Source organism: Mesorhizobium sp. M0618 (assembly GCF_040320765.1).
In the GTDB taxonomy this organism is placed as follows: Bacteria; Pseudomonadota; Alphaproteobacteria; order Rhizobiales; family Rhizobiaceae; genus Mesorhizobium.
On record NZ_JAMYQH010000027.1, the window covers coordinates 66,329 to 85,553 of the forward strand.

General features: G+C 61.9%; 22 protein-coding genes. 10 read left to right on the forward strand and 12 right to left on the reverse strand.

The window, feature by feature from the left end:
• Nucleotides 1–137 precede the first annotated feature (137 nt).
• The 5 genes from NKJ04_RS25225 to NKJ04_RS25245 all read right to left on the reverse strand — a co-directional run bounded on the left by NKJ04_RS25225 (nt 138) and on the right by NKJ04_RS25245 (nt 4,544).
• Complete coding sequence (locus NKJ04_RS25225) at nt 138–1,391, reverse strand: L,D-transpeptidase family protein (protein ID WP_352677802.1); 1,254 nt, start codon at nt 1,389–1,391, stop codon at nt 138–140.
• 406 nt (nt 1,392–1,797) lie between these two features.
• Nucleotides 1,798–2,151 (reverse strand): hypothetical protein, encoded by a 354-nt coding sequence (locus NKJ04_RS25230; protein ID WP_352677804.1) that lies wholly within the window; start codon nt 2,149–2,151, stop codon nt 1,798–1,800.
• Nucleotides 2,152–2,327: 176 nt separating this feature from the next.
• Nucleotides 2,328–2,843 carry a transcriptional regulator LdtR gene (gene ldtR, locus NKJ04_RS25235; protein WP_008875359.1) on the reverse strand — a complete coding sequence of 172 codons (516 nt, stop codon included), beginning with the start codon at nt 2,841–2,843 and terminating at the stop codon, nt 2,328–2,330.
• A gap of 238 nt (nt 2,844–3,081) precedes the next feature.
• Nucleotides 3,082–3,504: a DUF6163 family protein gene (locus tag NKJ04_RS25240; RefSeq protein WP_023810222.1), complete on the reverse strand. Its 423-nt coding sequence runs from the start codon at nt 3,502–3,504 to the stop codon at nt 3,082–3,084.
• Nucleotides 3,501–4,544 carry an enoyl-CoA hydratase/isomerase family protein gene (locus NKJ04_RS25245; RefSeq protein ID WP_352677806.1) on the reverse strand — a complete coding sequence of 348 codons (1,044 nt, stop codon included), beginning with the start codon at nt 4,542–4,544 and terminating at the stop codon, nt 3,501–3,503. The genes NKJ04_RS25240 and NKJ04_RS25245 overlap by 4 nt, the downstream gene beginning before the upstream one ends.
• Before the next feature lie 247 nt (nt 4,545–4,791).
• On the opposite strand from NKJ04_RS25245, the gene NKJ04_RS25250 reads away from it, so the two are divergent.
• From NKJ04_RS25250 to NKJ04_RS25265, 4 genes are all read left to right on the forward strand, one after another.
• Nucleotides 4,792–5,568, forward strand: coding sequence for a DUF8605 domain-containing protein (locus NKJ04_RS25250; protein ID WP_352677808.1), 777 nt, complete (start codon nt 4,792–4,794; stop codon nt 5,566–5,568).
• Between the two features lie 88 nt (nt 5,569–5,656).
• Nucleotides 5,657–6,688 carry a porphobilinogen synthase gene (gene hemB / locus NKJ04_RS25255; RefSeq protein WP_023810219.1) on the forward strand — a complete coding sequence of 344 codons (1,032 nt, stop codon included), beginning with the start codon at nt 5,657–5,659 and terminating at the stop codon, nt 6,686–6,688.
• A gap of 6 nt (nt 6,689–6,694) precedes the next feature.
• On the forward strand, nt 6,695–7,639 hold the full coding sequence (locus tag NKJ04_RS25260) for a cobaltochelatase CobT-related protein (protein ID WP_352556310.1): 945 nt from the start codon (nt 6,695–6,697) through the stop codon (nt 7,637–7,639).
• A 147-nt stretch (nt 7,640–7,786) separates the two neighbouring features.
• On the forward strand, nt 7,787–8,434 hold the full coding sequence (locus tag NKJ04_RS25265) for a dihydrofolate reductase family protein (RefSeq protein WP_352677811.1): 648 nt from the start codon (nt 7,787–7,789) through the stop codon (nt 8,432–8,434).
• Nucleotides 8,435–8,484: 50 nt separating this feature from the next.
• On the opposite strand, the gene ppk2 is transcribed toward NKJ04_RS25265, so the two are convergent.
• On the reverse strand, nt 8,485–9,405 hold the full coding sequence (gene ppk2 / locus NKJ04_RS25270) for a polyphosphate kinase 2 (RefSeq protein WP_352677812.1): 921 nt from the start codon (nt 9,403–9,405) through the stop codon (nt 8,485–8,487).
• Between the two features lie 270 nt (nt 9,406–9,675).
• Here ppk2 and NKJ04_RS25275 point away from each other — a divergent pair, with 270 nt between their 5' ends.
• A complete protein-coding gene (locus NKJ04_RS25275; protein WP_352677813.1) occupies nt 9,676–10,719 on the forward strand; it encodes an aldo/keto reductase in 1,044 nt (347 codons plus the stop codon).
• A gap of 174 nt (nt 10,720–10,893) precedes the next feature.
• Entirely contained in the window at nt 10,894–11,046 is a 153-nt protein-coding gene (locus NKJ04_RS25280) for a hypothetical protein (protein WP_013532262.1), read from the forward strand.
• Nucleotides 11,047–11,112: 66 nt separating this feature from the next.
• On the opposite strand, the gene NKJ04_RS25285 is transcribed toward NKJ04_RS25280, so the two are convergent.
• Nucleotides 11,113–11,346 carry a DUF982 domain-containing protein gene (locus tag NKJ04_RS25285; protein WP_244506945.1) on the reverse strand — a complete coding sequence of 78 codons (234 nt, stop codon included), beginning with the start codon at nt 11,344–11,346 and terminating at the stop codon, nt 11,113–11,115.
• A gap of 113 nt (nt 11,347–11,459) precedes the next feature.
• Complete coding sequence (locus tag NKJ04_RS25290; RefSeq protein WP_352677815.1) at nt 11,460–12,125, reverse strand: GntR family transcriptional regulator; 666 nt, start codon at nt 12,123–12,125, stop codon at nt 11,460–11,462.
• Nucleotides 12,126–12,289: 164 nt separating this feature from the next.
• On the opposite strand from NKJ04_RS25290, the gene NKJ04_RS25295 reads away from it, so the two are divergent.
• On the forward strand, nt 12,290–13,549 hold the full coding sequence (locus NKJ04_RS25295; RefSeq protein WP_352677817.1) for a multidrug efflux MFS transporter: 1,260 nt from the start codon (nt 12,290–12,292) through the stop codon (nt 13,547–13,549).
• A 41-nt stretch (nt 13,550–13,590) separates the two neighbouring features.
• Nucleotides 13,591–13,965 carry a DUF423 domain-containing protein gene (locus NKJ04_RS25300; RefSeq protein WP_352677819.1) on the forward strand — a complete coding sequence of 125 codons (375 nt, stop codon included), beginning with the start codon at nt 13,591–13,593 and terminating at the stop codon, nt 13,963–13,965.
• 63 nt (nt 13,966–14,028) lie between these two features.
• Here NKJ04_RS25300 and NKJ04_RS25305 read toward each other — a convergent pair whose 3' ends face one another.
• Complete coding sequence (locus NKJ04_RS25305) at nt 14,029–14,178, reverse strand: hypothetical protein (RefSeq protein WP_352677821.1); 150 nt, start codon at nt 14,176–14,178, stop codon at nt 14,029–14,031.
• Nucleotides 14,179–14,239: 61 nt separating this feature from the next.
• Nucleotides 14,240–14,383, reverse strand: coding sequence for a hypothetical protein (locus NKJ04_RS25310; RefSeq protein ID WP_127258133.1), 144 nt, complete (start codon nt 14,381–14,383; stop codon nt 14,240–14,242).
• Between the two features lie 155 nt (nt 14,384–14,538).
• Between NKJ04_RS25310 and NKJ04_RS25315 the strand changes: the two genes are divergently transcribed.
• Nucleotides 14,539–15,618 carry a LacI family DNA-binding transcriptional regulator gene (locus NKJ04_RS25315; protein WP_128305702.1) on the forward strand — a complete coding sequence of 360 codons (1,080 nt, stop codon included), beginning with the start codon at nt 14,539–14,541 and terminating at the stop codon, nt 15,616–15,618.
• A gap of 2 nt (nt 15,619–15,620) precedes the next feature.
• Here the strand turns inward: NKJ04_RS25315 and NKJ04_RS25320 are convergent, their stop codons facing one another.
• Nucleotides 15,621–16,853: an OpgC family protein gene (locus NKJ04_RS25320; RefSeq protein ID WP_352677823.1), complete on the reverse strand. Its 1,233-nt coding sequence runs from the start codon at nt 16,851–16,853 to the stop codon at nt 15,621–15,623.
• A 202-nt stretch (nt 16,854–17,055) separates the two neighbouring features.
• Here NKJ04_RS25320 and NKJ04_RS25325 point away from each other — a divergent pair, with 202 nt between their 5' ends.
• Nucleotides 17,056–17,718 (forward strand): alpha/beta hydrolase, encoded by a 663-nt coding sequence (locus NKJ04_RS25325; protein ID WP_352677825.1) that lies wholly within the window; start codon nt 17,056–17,058, stop codon nt 17,716–17,718.
• A 26-nt stretch (nt 17,719–17,744) separates the two neighbouring features.
• On the opposite strand, the gene sthA is transcribed toward NKJ04_RS25325, so the two are convergent.
• Entirely contained in the window at nt 17,745–19,133 is a 1,389-nt protein-coding gene (gene sthA / locus NKJ04_RS25330; protein WP_352677827.1) for a Si-specific NAD(P)(+) transhydrogenase, read from the reverse strand.
• Between the last annotated feature and the right edge of the window lie 92 nt (nt 19,134–19,225).

Here is a 19,225-nt window from a genome sequence, read left to right on the forward strand (position 1 = left end):
GTTCCAGACTTTCCCGCCGACCATGCGCAAAGCCGGCCGATCCGTCCAGCCGCCTCGCTCCGCGAAAACCGCGGCAGGATCCGAGCAACGAAAAGGCCGCCCTGAGCGGCGGCCTTTTTTATAAAAATATCAGTCGCTTAAAGCGAAGACGTGATCTGCAGCTCGTTGTTGCCGTCGAGCGCGTAGACGTCGTCGCGGAACTGCACGACGCCTGGGGCCGTCGACCAGGCCGAGAGATAGAGGAAGTGGACCGGCACCGGGTTGGTAATCTGGATCGGCGTGTTTTCGCCGGTCTTGATCGCCGCCTCGAAATGCTGACGGTCCCAGCCAGGCGTGTCGCGCAGGATCCAGGTGACAAGGTCGCGCACATTCTGCACGCGCACGCAGCCCGAGGAATCGAAACGCATCATCTTGCCGAATAGGCTCTGCTGTGGGGTATCGTGCATGTAGACGCCGTCGGGGCTCGGGAAATTGATCTTGACCGACGCCATCGCATTGCCCGCGCCGGGATCCTGGCGGAAGCGATACTTGGCGGCGTCGTCGGTCGACCAGTCGACGTTGAGCGGATCGACTTCGCTGCCGTCCGGCGCGAACAGGCGGATGTGGCTGTCCTTCAGATAATCGGGATTCTTCCGCATCAGCGGAATGATGTCCTTGCGCACGATCGAGACCGGCGCGTTCCAGTACGGATTGACGATGATCTCGTTGATCTTGGAATTGACGATCGGCGTCTGGCGATCGATCTTGCCGACGATCGCGGTATGGCGAAGCACGACGCGGTCGTTCTCGACCGCTTCGATCTGTGCTGCCGGAATGTCGACCAGCACATAACGGTTGCCCAGCGTGCCGGCCTTTTCGCGTAGCCGCTGCAGATTGGTCTGCAACTGGCCAAGCCGGATCTGCGCCGAAACATTCATCGCCGCATAGGTGTATTTGCCCATCGAGCCATCGGCCGGCAGGCCATGGCGCAACTGGAAGCGCTTGACCGCCGAGTCGACGTAGGAGTCGAAAGCCGTCGAAATGCCGGCGCTCTGCGACAGGTCGCCCGCAACCATCAGGCGCTTACGCAATGGCACCACATCGGGATCATCGACGCCGAGCTGCAGTTTCTTGGTCGCGGGAACATCGACCCAGCCACCCTGCCCGACAATGTTTTGATATTGCGCGACCGCCTGTTCCGTGAAGGCAACGGTCTGCAGACTGAAGATCGGCAGCGTCGAGGCCACCTTGCCGCCCTCGCTGGCGCGGGCGTCGAACTGGTCGTCCCAATTGCCGCGCGCCGAGGATTTCAGGATATCACCGATCACATCTTGCGCATTGGCGCCGCCGGCAACCACCGCTGCTGCGAGCGCGGAGGCTCCGGAGAGGAAAAAACGACGGCTGGTTCTCATGGACGTTCCAGACATTTGTAGCAGTTCGATCACTTGCTGCGTTGATCACCGGGCGATCTCGCCCGCACTGTAAAATTGGCAATCTTAACAATTAGCCAACCATGCTCCGTATCACCTTGGTGTGACAGCGCCCAGGCGCGATACAGATTGCGGGTGAACGCATGGTCTTCACACCAGCATCACTGCCACTCTCGGTTCCATTGGAATATGGCGGCAACGTGGCCTTGGCCCGCGATTTGCATCGGGCGCCGCAGCGAAATGAAAGGCCCGTGCTTTTTCGGTATCGATCGGCATCCTTGATCGCGTCAAGCAGACGGCGGTTCGGCCGCTCCACGAGACGCGCTGCCTATCCTCACGATCCCTCAGTGTGAGGTTTCAACCTTTGGGCCCGGACCTGGCTTCGCCTTCAATTCCGAACATCGTTGCAACACCTCATGCTGGGGTAGCGCAGGACTTTGTTGTCCTCGAGTTTGAGCAGCAGCTCCCGCCTCTTGTCTGTGCTCTCGCCGTCCGTACACGTCATATCCAGGATGACGACATCCAGGCGGTTGATCTTCTGAACCTTGTCCAACGTGCAGCGGACCTCCCACATTTCCATTGCTTTGTCGGTAAACGTCACTATCGAGTCATTGTTGTCACAGGGCTCGCTGCCTTCCCCAGCGAAAGAATCCTTCCACCATTCCTCGGCAAAAGCCGTTTGCGAGACCAACAAAAGCACTGCGGCAACCGAGCAAATCTTCGTGCGTTTTCCCTCACCCATAACGCGCCCCTCCAGGCCGTGACATTAGGCACTGCTGCAGCGAAAGCAAACCTGGCCGGATATTTGGGCTTTGGGATCAGGAAAAGAAAAGGCCGATGCCTCTCGGCACCGGCCCTGACTGAAGGTCGATATTTCGGCCGCGCTTCTGTGGCGCGGGCCGGATCCGATGCGGCGCCTTACATCCGGTAGGCGATGGTGTCGTTCCAGAAGCGGTCGAGCCGCTGCAAAGCGCGGTTCATCTGCTTGAACTCGTCGGTGTTGATGCCGCCGACCTGTTCGATCGAGCCGACATGACGCTCGTAGAGGCCGGCAACGACCTCCGCCACCTCGTTGCCCTTCGGCGTCAGCGAGACACGGACCGAACGGCGGTCGATGCGCGAGCGCTGGTGGTTGATGAAGCCGAGATCGACCAGCTTCTTCAGATTGTAGGAGACGTTCGAGCCGAGATAGTAGCCACGCGAGCGCAGCTCGCCGGCGGTCAGCTCGGAATTGCCGATATTGAACAGCAGCAGCGCCTGGATGGCATTGATGTCGGAACGGCCGTTGCGGTCGAATTCGTCCTTGATCACATCAAGCAGGCGGCGGTGCAGCCGCTCAACAAGCTGCAGCGATTCCATGTACAGGGAACGGATAGCCTCGCGGCGATCGTCGGATACGTTGGCGGTCTTCGCCGCCGGACGCGAATTGATCATTGTCTTTGCCTCTCGTTTGTCGCCCTGGTGATTTTTTGTTTTTCACCTTGATCGCGACACTATCGAATACTCATAAAATTCGACTTAAACGCTAGGGCTAACAAGAGCTTACCGGTAAGAGGTTTCGCAAGAGGCTTAACGAACGGTCACCCGAGCAAGGATAATTAACCTAAAGATTTCGGCAACGATTGCGGGGCTCATTCGAGGCGACAGCCGGGCCGCCAATGTGCTCAAGGGCTTAGTGGCGGACCGGGCGCTTCTGCAGGTAGATGACGACGCGGAAGACAATGTAGAGCACCGCCACCGCCGCATGCGAGACGACAATCAGCAAGCGATGGCCGAATAGCTCGGGAAAGCCGGCATACATGACCGTCTCGGTCACCGCGCAAATGAACCAGATCACCGGGCCCCAGGACGCCAGCATCCACAGGCCGGCAGCGGCAAAGGGGAAGAACACGGCGAGCACCACCGCCGCGACCTGCCAGTGCACGGGCATCAGGTCGAACCGCCACAGCGTACCCGGATAAAAGCCGATCAACCTGATCCAGTAGAGAATGCCGAACAGCAGGCAGTAGCCCGATATGACGCGCTGGAACCAGGCGAAGATCACCTCCACCCCGGAGGGCTGCAGCACGACGCGCCTCGAGGTCACCTCGCTCATATCAAGAGTTCCCGTTCGCCGAGCGGAGCGAAATAGGCATCGACATCCGCTTCGCTGACCGCAGCGAGGCTTGCCGGCCGCCATTGCGGCTTCGAGCCCTTGTCGATGATGGCGGCGCGGATACCTTCGTAGAAATCATGGCCGGCGAGCATCCGGTTGAGGATGCGGAACTCCATTTTCATGCAGGCTTCCATGGACAGCGTCAGTCCGGCGCTGATCTGCCGCCAGGCGACGCGCAGGCTGGTCGGCGAGCAGGTGCGGATCGTCGCCAGTGTCTTTGCCGCGAACTCATCGGCGGCGGCCGCACGCTCGAGGCTGTCGATGACGCGGTTCAGGGACGGTTGCGAAAAATGGCGGACAATCGCCTCCAGCGTCGGTCTGTCGGTTTCTCGCCTTGCCTGCACGAAGAAGCCGCGCAGCACCGATTCCGGATCGCCGGTCAGTGTCAGCCGGTCGAGGAAGCCAGCCTGGTCCCCGGCCTTGATGGTGTGGGTGGCCAGCCCCGACCACAGCGCATCGCCATAGCGGATGCGATTGCCGGTCAGCGCCAGATACATGCCGAAGGAGCCGCCGAGATCAGGCAGCAGGTGGCTGGCGCCAACATCCGGAAAAAAGCCGATGCCGACCTCCGGCATGGCAAATTGGGCATTCTCGGTCATCACCCGGTGCGAGCCATGGAAGGAGATTCCGACACCACCGCCCATGACGATGCCGTCGATCAGGGCCACATAAGGTTTCCTATAACTGTTGATGCGGGCGTTGAGGCGATATTCGTCGGCGAAGAACTCGACCGGCGGTTTTCCCGCCCGGCCTGTCTCATAGACATGCAGGATATCGCCGCCGGCCGAAAAGGCCCTGCCCTCGGCCCTGACGACGACGACATCGACGCCCTGGTCGGTCTCCCAGGCGGAAAGGGCAGCGTCGAGCGCCCCGATCATGCGGTGCGTCAAGGCATTGAGCGCCTGCGGCCGCGTCAAGGTGACGACGCCGGCCCGGCCCAGATGTTCGAAGCGGATCTCGTCGCCTCCGCCAAAATCCATCGTGAAGAATCCCTCCCCCGGCCGCCGGGACTGAAGTGCTAAAGCGTGGCGCATGGGTGCGTCAATGGCGAGCACACCGGTGCAAGCTCTGGCCCGGACCAGGAGCCGGTACTAAAAATCGAGCTGCAATACTGAAAAACTGGATAGAGTTCATTGCAGCGCAGCTCTGGCGGGTCTTCGAACGGGACGATTGGTTATGACTCGATTTTCACGCTTTGCGCCGGTGGCAATTGGGCTGAGCATCTGCTTGGCTGTTCACCCTGTCATGGCGGGGACTTTGGAAGATCTCTACAGTTCGCAGACCATCGTCAACGGCAAGTACGAGAAGAACCGCCAGTCCGGCTTCAAGCGCTGTCTCGACGCGGTTCTGGTGCGGATTTCCGGTGATCAGCGCCTGCCGGCGAAACCTGAAATGACGGTATTGCGTGATAAGGCGGGCAGCTTCGTCGCTGGCTTTCGCTACCGCGACCGCATGGAAGGCATTCCCAACCATGACGATCAAGGCACCTACGACCGGCCTCACAACCTTTACTGCCAGTACAAGCCTGAAGTGATCGACCCGGTGCTTGCTTCGCTCGGCAGCAGGCCATGGCTGACCGCGCGGCCACGGCTGGCGGTGTTTTTGGCGACGGAGCGCGGAACAATGCATTACGCGCTCGATGCCGATGGCGACCGTGGCATGCCGATGCGCGAATCGTTCGGCAATGCCGCCGTACCGCTGGCCATGCAGGTGGCTTTTCCCACGGCAGCACAGCTGGCGCAGGCCGGATTGGACGATCGGGCGCTTCGCAATGCCCAGATGACAAAGCTCGACACACTCGCGAAGAAGGCCGGCGCCGACCAAGCGCTTTCCGGCAGTCTCATCTGGAGCGACAAGGAACTGGGCTGGATCGCCGACTGGCGGCTGGCCATGGCCGGCAAGACCTACATCTGGCAGGTGCGCGGTGTCGGCTTCGACGAGGCTTTCCGTGTCGCCATCAGGGGCGCAGCACAGATTCTGTCAGGCAATGGGCAACCCGAATAGACCTCGACCGCGTCGCTGGCACAATCGTGCCGCATTGGTCAGCGGCGGGAGCTCGTGGTAAAAGCCTGCCCGAACGAGAGTATTGGCGATGAACAAATTCACCCCCGCAAAGCCCGCCGGCGCGCGCGGCGTCGACGAGATCACCGGCAGCCGCCGTCTGCGCCGCATGCGCAAGGCCGACTGGTCGCGCCGCCTCGTGCAGGAGAACCGGCTCACGGTCGACGACCTGATCTGGCCGATCTTCGTCGTCGAGGGCAAGGGTGTCCGCGAGCCGATCGCCGCCATGCCCGGCGTCTTCCGCCTGTCGATCGATCTCGCCGTCAAGGAGGCCGAGCGCGCGGCAAAACTCGGCATTCCGGCACTCGCCACCTTCCCCAATGTCGACATCTCGCTGCGCGACCAGACCGGCTCGCACATCCTCGATCCCAACAATGTCATCAACCGCGCCACCCGTGCGATCAAGGATGCGGTGCCGGAGATCGGCATCATCACCGACGCAGCGCTCGACCCGTTCACCAGCCACGGCCATGACGGCATCCTGCGCGACGGCATCATCGTCAACGACGAGACAGTGGAACAGGTGACCGCCGCTGCTGTCATCCAGGCGGCCGCCGGTGCCGACATCATCGCGCCGTCCGACATGATGGACGGCCGCATCGGCGCCATCCGGGACGCGCTTGACGCCAATGGTTTCCAGGATGTGGCGATCATGTCCTATGCGACCAAATTCGCTTCGGCCTTCTACGGCCCCTATCGCGAGGCGGTGGGCACCGCCGGCCTGCTCAAGGGCGACAAGAAGACCTATTACATCGACCATGCCAATTCCGACGAAGCGGTGAGAGAGGCCGAACAGGACATTGCCGAGGGCGCCGACATGCTGATGGTCAAGCCCGGCCTGCCCTATCTCGACATCATCCGACGGCTGAAAGACGAGTTCCAGATGCCGACCTTCGCCTACCAGGTGTCGGGCGAATATTCGATGATCAAGGCGGCAGGCGCCAATGGCTGGATCGACGGCGAGAAGGCAATGCTGGAATCGCTGCTCGCCTTCAAGCGCGCCGGCTGCGACGGCATCTTGACCTATTTCGCGCCCGAAGTGGCGGAACTGCTGAAGGGATAGCCGACATTGCTGCGAAGGCTGGGCAAGCATTTCAGATCATTGTTTGTCCCCGTGCCACGCGGCGACACTGCTACGCCCGGCTATCACGCCTACGTCACGCTCCATGACTGGATTGTGCCGAGCCTAAAACTGTCAAACGCTATCGGGCAGCTTTCGGACAAACATAAATCCGCGGTCGAGGCGATATGGGCAGAGCTGGAGAGCGGCCTCGCCGGCTGGAGGACGAAGCATCTGATTCTGGCAGCGGATATTGCCACTGAAGTCCGGGATAGCGTATCGGCGCCTGACCGCGCTGATACGGTCGTCTCCATTCTCGTCGACCAGTCCGGATCGATGCGCGGCCAGAAAATGCTGTACGCGGCTGCTTCAGTCGACATTGCACAGGAGTTTCTGCGGACACTCGGCATAAAGGTCGATATCCTTGGGTTCACCACGCGCAATTGGCGCGGTGGGGAATCGCGGCGCATCTGGAATGAAGATGGCCGGCCCAAAAATCCGGGAAGGCTGAACGACCTGCTGCACATTATCTACCGGCAGGCCGACGACAGCCGTCAGAGCAGTTTGGGTCATGTTCTCAAGCCGATGTTACGGCCGGACCTTCCCAAGGAGAACATCGACGGCGAAGCCATCGAGTGGGCCGTTGGGCGTCTGCGAGAACGACCCGAGGCCCGTAAGGTTCTGCTTGTTGTCTCAGACGGAGCACCCGTTGACGACGCCACGCTGCTGGCAAATGGAGCGCACTATCTCCAAGACCATATTTTGCAGGTGATTGGGCAGGTTGAGGCAGCCGGAGATATCGAATTGCTGGCCGTTGGTCTGGGCTTTGCCGTCGACCGATACTACCGGACGTCGGCGCATTGCGAGGCGCCCGACGAGCTTGCCGGGACGGTGTTGTCCCTCTTGCGGGACCATTTGATCGCTAAACGGGACAGTAAAGTCGAGTTGAGCTGACAAGGCTGCACCCCGCCTTTCGTACCCCAGCGTTGCAGGTCCGCTACGTTGGGAGATTGCTGCCGCCAGAAAACTGCTTGCAATTAAAAACCAGTTTGATACAAAACAACTGCTTGCAAAATACAACTGGTTATCGAGGAGGCTCGCATGTCCAAACTTCGCGTCAACGCTTTCACCCTGTCGCTCGACGGCTATGGCGCCGGTCCTGATCAGGATCTGAAAAATCCGCTCGGCGTCGGTGGGGAATCCTTGCACAAGTGGTTTGTCGACACCCGCACCTTCCGAGAGATGGTGCTCGGACAAGATGGCGGCACCACCGACGTCAACGAGGCGTTCGCGGCGCGCAGCTTCGAAAATGTCGGCGCCTGGATCCTCGGCCGAAACATGTTCGGACCGATCCGCGGCGAGTGGCCTGACGACAGCTGGAAGGGCTGGTGGGGCGACAACCCGCCCTATCATGTGCCGGTTTTCGTGCTCACCCATCACAAGCGGGAACCGATCACGATGGAGGGCGGCACCACTTTCCACTTCGTCACTGACGGTATCCATTCAGCTCTTGAACAGGCTAAGGCTGCCGCTGGCGGCAAGGACGTGCGGGTCGGCGGCGGCGTCGCCACCATCCGGCAATATCTGCAGGAAAAACTGATCGACGAGATGCATCTGGCGATCGCGCCGGTGCTGCTGGGCACGGGCGAGAACCTTCTTACCGGCCTCGACATGCTCAAGCTCGGTTATGTCTGCAACGAGCAGGTGGCGACGCCGCTCGCCACGCACGTCATCATCAAGCGGGCGTAGGTGGAGAGCCAATCTCCCCCCTCGAGGGGGAGATTGCAGCTTCGTCTATCTCAATACTTCTCCGGCACGTAAAGCTCGCGCGGCAGCACTTGGCGTTCGTATTCGGGGTTGAAGACGCGCTCCGGCAGCGTGATCTCCTCGTGCGGCACCTCCTCGTAGGGCAATTGCTTGAGCAGATGGTCGATGCAGTTCAGCCGCGCGCGCTTCTTGTCGTTGCCCTCGACGATGAACCAGGGCGCTTCCGGGATGTTGGTGCGGGCGAAGGTCTCTTCCTTGGCCTTGGTGTATTGCTCCCAGCGCACGCGCGACTGCAGGTCCATCGGCGACAGTTTCCACTGCTTCATCGGATCATGGATGCGCATCAGGAAGCGCATCTGCTGTTCCTCGTCGGTGATCGAGAACCAGTATTTGACCACGGTAATGCCCGAGCGGACCAGCATGCGCTCGAACTCCGGCACGTCGTGAAAGAATTCTTCGACCTGATCGGGCTGGGCAAAACCCATCACCCGCTCGACGCCCGAGCGGTTGTACCATGAGCGGTCGAACAGCACGATCTCGCCGCCGGCCGGCAGATGCGGGACATAGCGCTGGAAATACCATTGCGACTTTTCGCGCTCGGTCGGCGCCGGCAGTGCCACAACACGGCAGATGCGCGGATTGAGCCGCTGGGTGATGCGCTTGATGACACCGCCCTTGCCGGCCGAGTCGCGTCCCTCGAAGATCACCACCAGCTTCTTCTTGTGATAGGCGACCCAGGACTGCAGCTTGATCAATTCGGACTGCAGGCTGATCAGGTCGCGAAAATATTGCATGCGATCGATCGAAGGCGGATGCGAATTCTTGTAGATCTTGGCGATCTCCATCGACAGCGCCGGCTCCGACATTTCGAGCTCATAGTCTTCGTCGGGCGTGTCGGCGAGTTCGGCTTCAAGCCAATCCCTGGCCGCAGAATTCTGTTTTAGCTCGGTCATTATCGGCTGCTCCACTTGCAAGCTCTGTCGATCGGCGCCCCAAACTCCCGGCTTACAGCCCGGAACGGCAACGCCTGAGCCGACTTCAATATAGGCCCGCAATGACGGTTTTATTGCAGCCTGACCTGATCGCCACCACTGCAAAAACCCGCGAGGCATGATCGATCCGCCGCCCTGGCATGGAGACATGCCGCGCAAATTGTCCTACAAATAGCAGCCACATTCGGGCGCCCTTCCCAACCCCTTCTCAATGCAATCGCGAGGACCGACATGGAATACCGCACTCTCGGCCGTTCCGGCCTGAAAGTATCGACGCTGACCACGGGCACCATGACTTTCGGCGGCGCCGGCGCATTTTCGGCTGTCGGCAAGACCGACCTCGACGAGGCGCGCCGGATGATCGATCTCTGCATCGACGCCGGCATCAATGTCATCGACACCGCCAATGTCTATTCGAACGGCATTTCGGAAGAAATCATCGGCGAAGCGCTCGGCGGCAAGCGCAAGGGCGACGTGCTGATCGCCTCCAAGGCGCGGATGCGGATCGGCAAAGGTCCCAACGATGAAGGCCTGTCGCGCCATCACCTGATCCGCGAATGCGAGAAGAGCCTGAAGCGGCTCAGGACCGACGTCATCGACATCTATTTCCTGCACGAATGGGATGGCGTAACACCGCTGGAGGAAACCATCGCCGCGCTCGATACGCTGGTTGCCCAGGGCAAGATCCGCTATGTCGGCTGCTCCAACTATTCCGGCTGGCAGGTGATGAAGGCGCTCGGCATCAGCGACAGCCATCATCAGCCGCGCTTCGTCACGCAGCAGATCCATTACACGCTGGAAGCGCGCGAGGCGGAGTACGAACTGCTGCCGATTTCCGTCGACCAGGGGTTGGGCGTTCTGGTCTGGAGCCCGCTTGCCGGCGGATTGCTGTCCGGTAAATACCGCCGTGACAGCCCCACCGCCCGCCAGCTTGCCGGCTGGTCGGAACCACCGATCCGCGACGAGGATCGGCTGTGGCGGATCGTCGATGTGCTTGTGGAGATCGGCGCGCAGCGCGGCGTGTCGGCAGCGCAGGTGGCGCTGGCCTGGCTGCTTGGCCGGCCGTCCATCAGTTCCTTGGTGATCGGTGGCAGGACGGAAACGCAGTTCCGGGACAACATCGCGGCGGCAAGCCTGGTGCTTTCCGGCGAGGAGCGCGAGCGCCTCGACGCGGTCAGCCGGCCGCCCTTGCTCTATCCCTACTGGCACCAGCAACTGACGGCAAAGGACCGTTTTGGTGCCGCCGATCTGGTGATTGACCGAAGCGGCATCTGATCGGCAAATCGACGGCGATAGGTATCGCCACCGCAATGATGGGCCTGGCCCTTCATTGCGACGCGCATCTTGCAAGCCTGGCCATCATCGACGCACTATCGCTTCAGCTGTTGTGTTTGACGGCTAATGCTCCTAGGCAGGACCAGAGCCGCGAGGCAGTGAAAAGGAGCCGATATGGCGCGACCACCAAATTACGATCAGGAACGCAAGGAACGCGACCGCCAGAAGGCGGCCAAGAAGGCCGAGAAGCTGGCAGCCAAGGTTGCAGCGAGGGAACGTTCGAAGCCCGAAGACGAGACTGAAGCCGAAACCGAAACGGCAAAGTGACGGCAAACGGCCCGCAGATGCGGGCCGCGCCTCAATTCGGATTGCCGCCCCGGATGTCGCCTTGTGTCAGGCCGGCGCCTTGTCGCTGACGAACACGTCCACTTCGCGTGCTGCCGCGATGAAGGCGCGCCTGGCGTTCATCGCCGGCTTGTCGCCGGCGAGTGCGTCATGGCAGGCCTGCAGGGCCGCGCGATGCTTGGGGCTGCGCTTGCCGGGCCAGCTGTTGAGGAGGTAGTCGGAAGCCTCACGCGCCGTGCGCAAGAGCTGAGTGCTTCCCGCCGCGACTGACTTCACAGTCACAGGTGTTTCAAATCGGTTGTTTTCCATGGCCGCTCCTTACGCCATCGGCGTCTGCGAAGCGAGGCGAAAGTGCGCGTACGTCCAGACGCCGCTTTGCGCCCCTTCATCCACTCTTAAGCAGCAACGACGGCAAAGCCTCTGGCGCGAAGACCGCGCCGATCGTTGGCGAGCGACGTCACCAGCCGGTCGCGGCTGCCGACGATGTGGCCTGACAGCAGGCGCGCGGCTTCATCGGCGTCGCCAAGGCGCGTGGCCGCCAGAATGGCGCGATGTTCAGCCCAGGCGCGGGCAAGGGCCGCTTCGTCGCGAACCTCCAGCCAGCGCGCCCGCGACAGGCGCGTCATGGCATCGCGCACCGCCCTAAACAGGAACTCATTGCCCGACAGACGCGCCAGTTCGATGTGAAAATCCATGCCGACGCGATGCCATTCCTCGCGCGGCGTGTCGTTGTCGCAGGACTCGAGCATCGCCTCGATGACATCGACGGCGCTCCGGTCCGCCAGGCTGCATGTCAGGCGAAGCGCCGCAACCTCGACCGCCTCCCTGTAGACGGCGATCTGCTCGAGTTCAGCCAGATTGATCGGCGACACCGTCCAGCCACGTCCGTCCCTGCCGACCAGGCCCTCGGTCTCAAGCCGCAGCAGTGCTGCCCTGACCGGGGTTCGCGACGCGCCGAAGCGGCTCTCGATCCAGCGCTCGGTCAGCTTCTCGCCGGGACCGATCTCGAGGCCCAGGATCATTTGCCGAAGCTGTTTCTCGACGCTCTGCATCTGCGACATTTTTGCTCCCGGTTTCCGATGGCTTCCGACCGTTGACGACGATCACATTTGAGGTTGCATTGACAGCGGCCAAGCTTGCGTCCATGACGTGAACCATCTTGGTATCCCAAATTGGTATCCGCAGCAACCATCGAGAAAAGAGTTGCTGGGACAGGACATATGACATGCAGCAGAGCACGCCCCCGGCGACCGACAGCACCTACAACATCCACTGGCGGCGCAATCTGTTCGTGTGCTTTGCCGGCTCGTTCTCGACGCTTGTCGCCATGACGCTGCTTTTGCCGTTCCTGCCGCTCTATATCGAGCAGCTCGGCGCCGAGGGCCACGCGGCGATCGTGCAGTGGTCGGGGATCGCCTATGGCGCGACATTCTTCGCGGCGGCGCTGGTGGCGCCGCTCTGGGGACGTCTCGGCGACCGCTACGGCCGCAAGGTGATGCTGGTTCGCGCCAGCTTCGGCATGGCCATATGCATGTCGCTGACCGGCATGGTGCAGACGGTCTGGCAACTGGTGCTGCTGCGGCTGCTGATCGGTTTTGCCGGCGGCTATTCCTCGGGATCGACCATCCTCGTCGCCATGCAGACGCCGAAGGAGCGTTCCGGCTGGGCGTTGGGCCTGCTGTCGGCCGGTATCACGGGTGGGGCTCTGGTCGGTCCGCTGGTTGGCGGCGCCCTGCCGCCGCTGATCGGCATCCGCGCCACCTTTCTCCTCTCCGGCGGCGTCATCTTCCTGGCGTTCCTGGCAACCACGTTTCTGATCAAGGAGAATCCCCGGCCGAAAACAGCGGACGCCGCAGCGACGCAGAAGCGGAAAGGCGGCTGGTCACAAATCCCCGACAAGCGGCCTGTCGTCGCCATGCTGGCGACCGGCATGCTGTTGAGCTTCGCCACCATGTCGATCGAGCCGATCATCACCGTCTATGTGCAGCAGTTGATTGCGGACCAAAGCCGCGTGACGCTGATATCGGGCGTCGTCATGTCGGCGGCGGCCCTTGGCGCCATCCTGTCGGCCTCGCGCCTCGGCAAGCTCGCCGACCGCGTCGGCCACTGGAACGTCATCATCGGCGCGCTTGCCGTCTCGGCGCTGCTGCTGATCCCGCAGGCCTTCGTCACGCAAAGCTGGCAACTCATCGGCCTGCGTTTCCTGATGGGCCTGGCGCTGGGCGGCCTCTTGCCGTGCATCACCAGCGTTATCCGTCACAATGTGCCTGACGGCGTCGGCGGCAACGTGCTCGGGTTGTCGATTTCCGCCCAGTATGTCGGGCAGGTCGCCGGCCCCCTGCTGGGCGGCTTTGCCGGTGGTCATTTCGGCATGCGCTCGGTGTTTCTGGGCACATCCGTCTTGATGGCGGGGGGCGCGGTGTATAACTGGCTGGCGCAATCACGCCGCGCGCAGGACATGCTCGCCAACCCCGGCAAGCCCTGACCGAGTCAGGCATATCCCTCGGATACCACGGAGCCACGGACATGAGCACGGCCGAGCAATTTTCCGGCGCCAGCAGCCGTATCCTCGTGCTGGCCAGCGGCCTCTGCGGCGCGGCGGGTGTGGCGCTGTCGGCCGCGGCGGCGCATCTGGGTGGCGCCTTCGTCGGCACCGCGGCATCGTTCCTGCTGATGCACGCGCCGGTCTTCCTTGCCGCCGGACTGCTTGGCGCAAACCGGATCCTGCGCATCGCCAGCCTGATCCTGCTGGTTGGGCTTCTGCTTTTCTGCGGCGATCTGCTAGCCCGCGATTTCCTCGGGTCGCGACTGTTCCCGCTGTCGGCGCCGATCGGCGGCACCCTGCTCATCGCCGGCTGGCTGGCGATCGCTGCCTCGGCACTGGTGCGCGCACGTTCCTGAACGCCTCTGGGCGCCCTGCCCGATAAACAGACCTCCGCCTGTCAAACGTCGTTTGCCGGGCCGTTAGTTCTGCCGGGGCTCGGGCTGGATGACCAATTCGCGATTGCGCCGCCGGAACCTTGCCAACCGACGCCGCTCCGGCCGTTCGGAAGCCGGCTCGATGCCCCAATAGTTGCGATAGATGTCTTCAAATAGATAGCTCACGGGATGCATGATGTGCACTCCTTCCAGTGTTTGAATCGATCCAATCGATGGGCACGAAAAACCGCCCCGCTCAGCTCCGCTTGCGCTCCACAAGGAACCGCAGCTCGCGGACCCATGGACCGGCTTTGCCACGACGCCTCTGCGTCGCGGTGTTCGACGAGATGCTCCAGTCGTTGCGGTAAATGTCTTCGAACAGAAAATTGACGGGATGCATGACACAACTCCCTGCTTGATGTTGAATCGATCCAATCCTGACGACCGGCATTCCCTTGGATCGATTCAAACATAGGCCTTATCGAGGCTTTGATCAAGTCAAAATTTGAACCGATCCAACGAAAGTGTTAGATGGGAAGAATTCAGGAGACGAAGATGGCACCACTTATCTCTGCAAAGACAAGACCGGTCCGGTTGGCGGACATCGCCAAGGCAGCCGGCGTATCGCACGGCACCGCGTCCAACGTGTTCGCCCGTCCGGAGATCGTGCGCGAGGAGGTCCGCGAGCGGGTCAAGGCGGCAGCCGAGGCCATGGGATATGGCGGCCCCGATCCCAAGGGCCGGCTGCTGCGCGCCGGCAAGGTCAATGCCATCGGTGTCGCGACCGCGGAACCCCTCTCCTATTTCTTCGACGACCCCTTTGCCCGGGTGATGATGGCCAGCATCTCGCAGGCTTGCGACGCGACCGGTGCGGGGATTTCGCTGGTCTCCGCAGCCAACAACGAACAGCTTGCCTGGAACATACAGAGTGCGCTGGTCGACGGTTTCATCGTCTTTTGCGTCGATGGCGGTTCAAGGCTGGTCGAACTGGCGCGTGAACGCAAACTCCCCTTTGTCGCGCTCGATCTCGATTCGGACGACGACGACGCCGTTGCAGCGATCGGCGTCGACAACATCGCCGGGGCTGGCCTGGCGGCCCGCCACCTGACCGAACTCGGACATCGCCGCTTTGCCGTGCTTGCCCTGCCCGTCGCGGACTCCGGCTTCGGCCCCACCACAAGGGAGCAGATGGAGAAGGCCCTCTATTCCGGGACGCGCGACCGCCTGCGTGGCTATTTCGCGGAACTCTCCCGCGTCGACATCGACGTCGAGCGTGTGCCGATCTACGAAACCGTCAATGACGAGGAAAGCGTGCGGGCCGGCCTCGATCATATTTTCGCCGGCGCCGAGACCCCGACCGCCATCCTGGCTATGTCAGACAGGATGGCCTTGCATGCATTGGACTGGCTGCGGCAGCGTGGCGTCACGGTACCCGGCGACGTTTCGATCGTCGGCTTCGACGGTGTTCCGGAAGGAGCGGTTTCCAGTCCGCCGCTGACCACGATCGTCCAGCCGATCGCCGAGATGGGCCGTCTTGCCGTCAAGGCGATCCTTGAAAATGATGGCTCATTCAGCCGGCAATCGCTGCCGGTCCAACTCGTGGTGCGAGCTTCATCCGGCCCCTCGCCCGCCTAAGCTCAACGGCCCATTCTTGTCGCCATGGTCGGCATCGCGAAGGATGCAGCATGGACGGGCGGTGCGGCGTGAGCCGGCCTGCTTTTGGCGGACCAGCCAAGTCCCGAAAGCCATTCGAGATAGTAGGCAAGCGCGAACTGCATGACGATGCCGGCCGATATCAACAGGCTGTCATAGGCAAATCCGCCCGGATTGATCAGCTTCAGCACCTGCGCCGCCATCGCGAGCACCGTGCCGGCAATGAAAACCGGCAACGATCGTTTGCCCAATATGGCAAGCGGATGATCGCGCCCGGTGCGAAACAGGTTCGAGATGGCGGGGAATGCCACGATCAGGTAGCTCACCGCCAATATATGCAGCAGCCTCGGCAGCGACAGAAATGTCTTGTCGAAGCCGGTCAGCACCGGAGGCAGGCCCAACCAGGAGATATGCCCCCAAAGCGGGCTGTGCACCCAGACCAGCGCGGTTGCGGTGTAGGCCAAGGCAGCGCCAACCAGCCAGCGATTGACCGGGATGATGCCGCCGCGACGCACATGCAGCGTGCCTGCCAGGCCGATGTTGAAAAGGAACTGCCACGACAGCGGGTTGAGAAACCAGAAGCCGGGCTCGGGATAGTTGGGCGGAGCAATTTGATAAACCCCCGCGACCAGCCACAGGGCGCCGGAGGCGACCAGTGCCGAGACCGGCCGATAGCTGACAATGAGCAGGAACACCGGCGTCAGCAAGAGCAGCACCGCATAGACGGGCAGTATGTTGTTGTAGCCGAGTTGGTGGCCGAGCGTCACGATGCCGATCAGCACCTGCGGCGTATTCTTGATCAACGGCTCGATGTTGATCATCGTCAGAAGCTCCGGCCGCCTGACGAACACTGCCGCCGCGCAGAAGATGGCCATCACCACCATGGTGGTGACGATGTGGGCGGCATAGAGGACACCGGCGCGGCGCCACATCTTCAACGTTGCCAGCAGCCGGTTTCCAGGTTGGAATTTCCTGCCATAGGCAAGTGCGACCGAGATGCCGGAGATCAGTACGAAGACTTCCGCCGCATCGGAAAAGCCGAAATTCTTGTAGGTCAGATACTCGAAGGCGGTACCTGGCACATGGTCGACATAGATGGTCAGCAAAGCGAGAGCACGGAGCACGTCTATGCGCGTATCGCGCTCAGTGCGATCCGGGACACGCGCATCGCGGTCCGAGACACGCGCATCGCGGTCTGGGGAAATCTGGGTGGTCATCGACAAAAAGGCCTCAAAGCTGGTTGTTCATACCGCGCAATGCGACCCCCGGCGCACCGCTTCGATTCCTCCCGAAGGAATGTTATCGGCGGAGAAACGGACTGTAATGCGCCCGGTTCAATCAACTTTCGCGGAGCTTGAAAATATTGCGTTTTGAAGCCGGCAAATTGAGCGAAACCTCATATAATCAAGAGGATGCGCGATGATCGAACAGACCTCACAAGATGGTGCGCTGCGGCGTGATCTCGCCTTCAGCTACCGGCTTTACAGCCCGGCGGATTCAACCGGCGAATGTCTCTTCCTGCTGCATGGATCGGGTGTCGACGAGACGACATTGGTGCCGCTGGCACGGGAGATCGCACCGCGGGCCAAGCTGATCACGGTGCGTGGCCGCATTGTCCAGGAGGATGGTTTCCGCTGGTTCGGGCGCATCACGCCGACGCGCTTCGAACAGGCAAGCATCCGCACCGAGACCGATGCCTTTGCGGGCTTCGTCGCCGACGCGGCCAGACGCCACCATCTCGATATCTCACGCGCGACGTTCCTCGGCTATTCGAACGGCGCCAATCTGATTTCGAGCCTGATGCTGCTGCATCCGGCTCTTATAGAGCGCGCCGCACTGCTGCGGCCGATGCCGGTGCTCGATGATGTGCCGGCGACGGATTTGTCAAAGGTGCGCGTCCTGATGATCGCCGGCGCCGCGGATCTCACCTATTCGCCCTTCGCCCCTGCTCTGGTGACATTGCTCAGCCAGCATGGCGCCGAGATCGACGCCCGGATTGTCTCATCAGGTCATGAATTCGGCAGCGCTGACGCGGCAATCGTCAGGCAATGGCTGCGGGGATCGGCGGCGCAGGCAGGCTGACGGACTCACCAGCATGACCAGTCTGCCTACCCCCGTCCCATCCTGTTCCAGGCATCCAGTCCGGCGATCTTGTAGGCTTCGGCAAGCGTCGGATAGTTGAAGGTGTTGTTGACGAAGAAGTCGACGGTGCCGCCGAGATTGATCACCGCCTGGCCGATGTGGATGAGTTCGGTGGCGCCCTCGCCGATGATGTGCGCGCCGAGCAGACGGCGCGTTTCGATCGAAAAGAGCAGCTTCAGGAAACCGGTGTTGACGCCCATGATGTGGCCGCGCGAGGTTTCGCGAAAGCGCGCCACGCCGACCTCATAGGCCGCACCGCTTTCACGCACCTGTTCCTCGGACTGGCCAACCGTCGAGATTTCCGGCACCGCATAGATGCCATAGGGGAATGTTTCTGGTGGCGGCGGCAAAGGCACGCCGAAGGCATGGCAGGCGGCCACCCTGCCCTGCTCCATCGACGTCGAGGCCAGGCTCGGAAAGCCGATGACGTCGCCGGCGGCGTAGATGTTCGGCACTCTGGTCTGGAACGTATGCGGATCGACCTTGATACGGCCCCTGGAATCGGCGTCGATACCGACCACATCGAGGCCCAGGCTGCCGACATTGCCGGTGCGACCGGCGGCGTAGAGCACGACCTCGGAACGGATAGTGCGGCCATCGGCCAGTTCCACCTCGGCGACATCAGGCTTGGAGCGGATTTCCTTCACCGCGCTGCCCAGCCGGATGGTCATGCCACGATCGCGCATCTGGTGAATGAAATCGTCGACGATCTCGCGGTCGACGAAATCGAGGATGGAGTTGCGCGGCTCGACCAAGGTTACCGGCACGTCAAGCGCGGAAAAGATCGTGGCATATTCGACCCCGATGACGCCGGCGCCGATCACGGTCAGCGTGCGCGGCAAGCGATCAAGCTCCAGCATCTCGTCACTGTCGAAGACGCGGGTCTTGTCGAAAGGCACGTCGCGCGGCCGGTGCGGCCTGGTGCCGACCGCGATCAGCGCATTGGCAAAACCGACCTCGCTGTAGTCGCCGGTGTCGGTGGTCAGGCTGACCTTGTCGGGGCCAAGGAATTTCACCGCAGCCCGGGCGCTCTTGACCGTGTTGCGCATGAACTGGTGCTGCAGCACCTCGACCTCATGGTCGAGCGTCTTGTGCAGGCGCTCGACCAGATCGCCGACCGAGATGTCTTGCTTGACCCGGTAGCCGCGCCCGTAGAAGCCGCGCTCACGCCAACCCGAAAGGTTGAGCACCGTTTCGCGCAGCGTTTTCGACGGGATGGTGCCGGTATGCACCGAGACACCGCCCAGACGCCGGCCGCGATCGACCACCAGCACCGACTTGCCGAGCTTGGCCGACTGCACCGCGGCCCGGCGACCGGAAGGGCCGCTGCCGATGACCAGCATGTCGTAGTCCATATTGCCCCGTCCCCTGCCATGTGCGCTTTTGCTGCGCCGCAGCAAGCTAATGCTATCCGCGCCGCAAGTTCAACCGGTTCAGATTGCGCCTG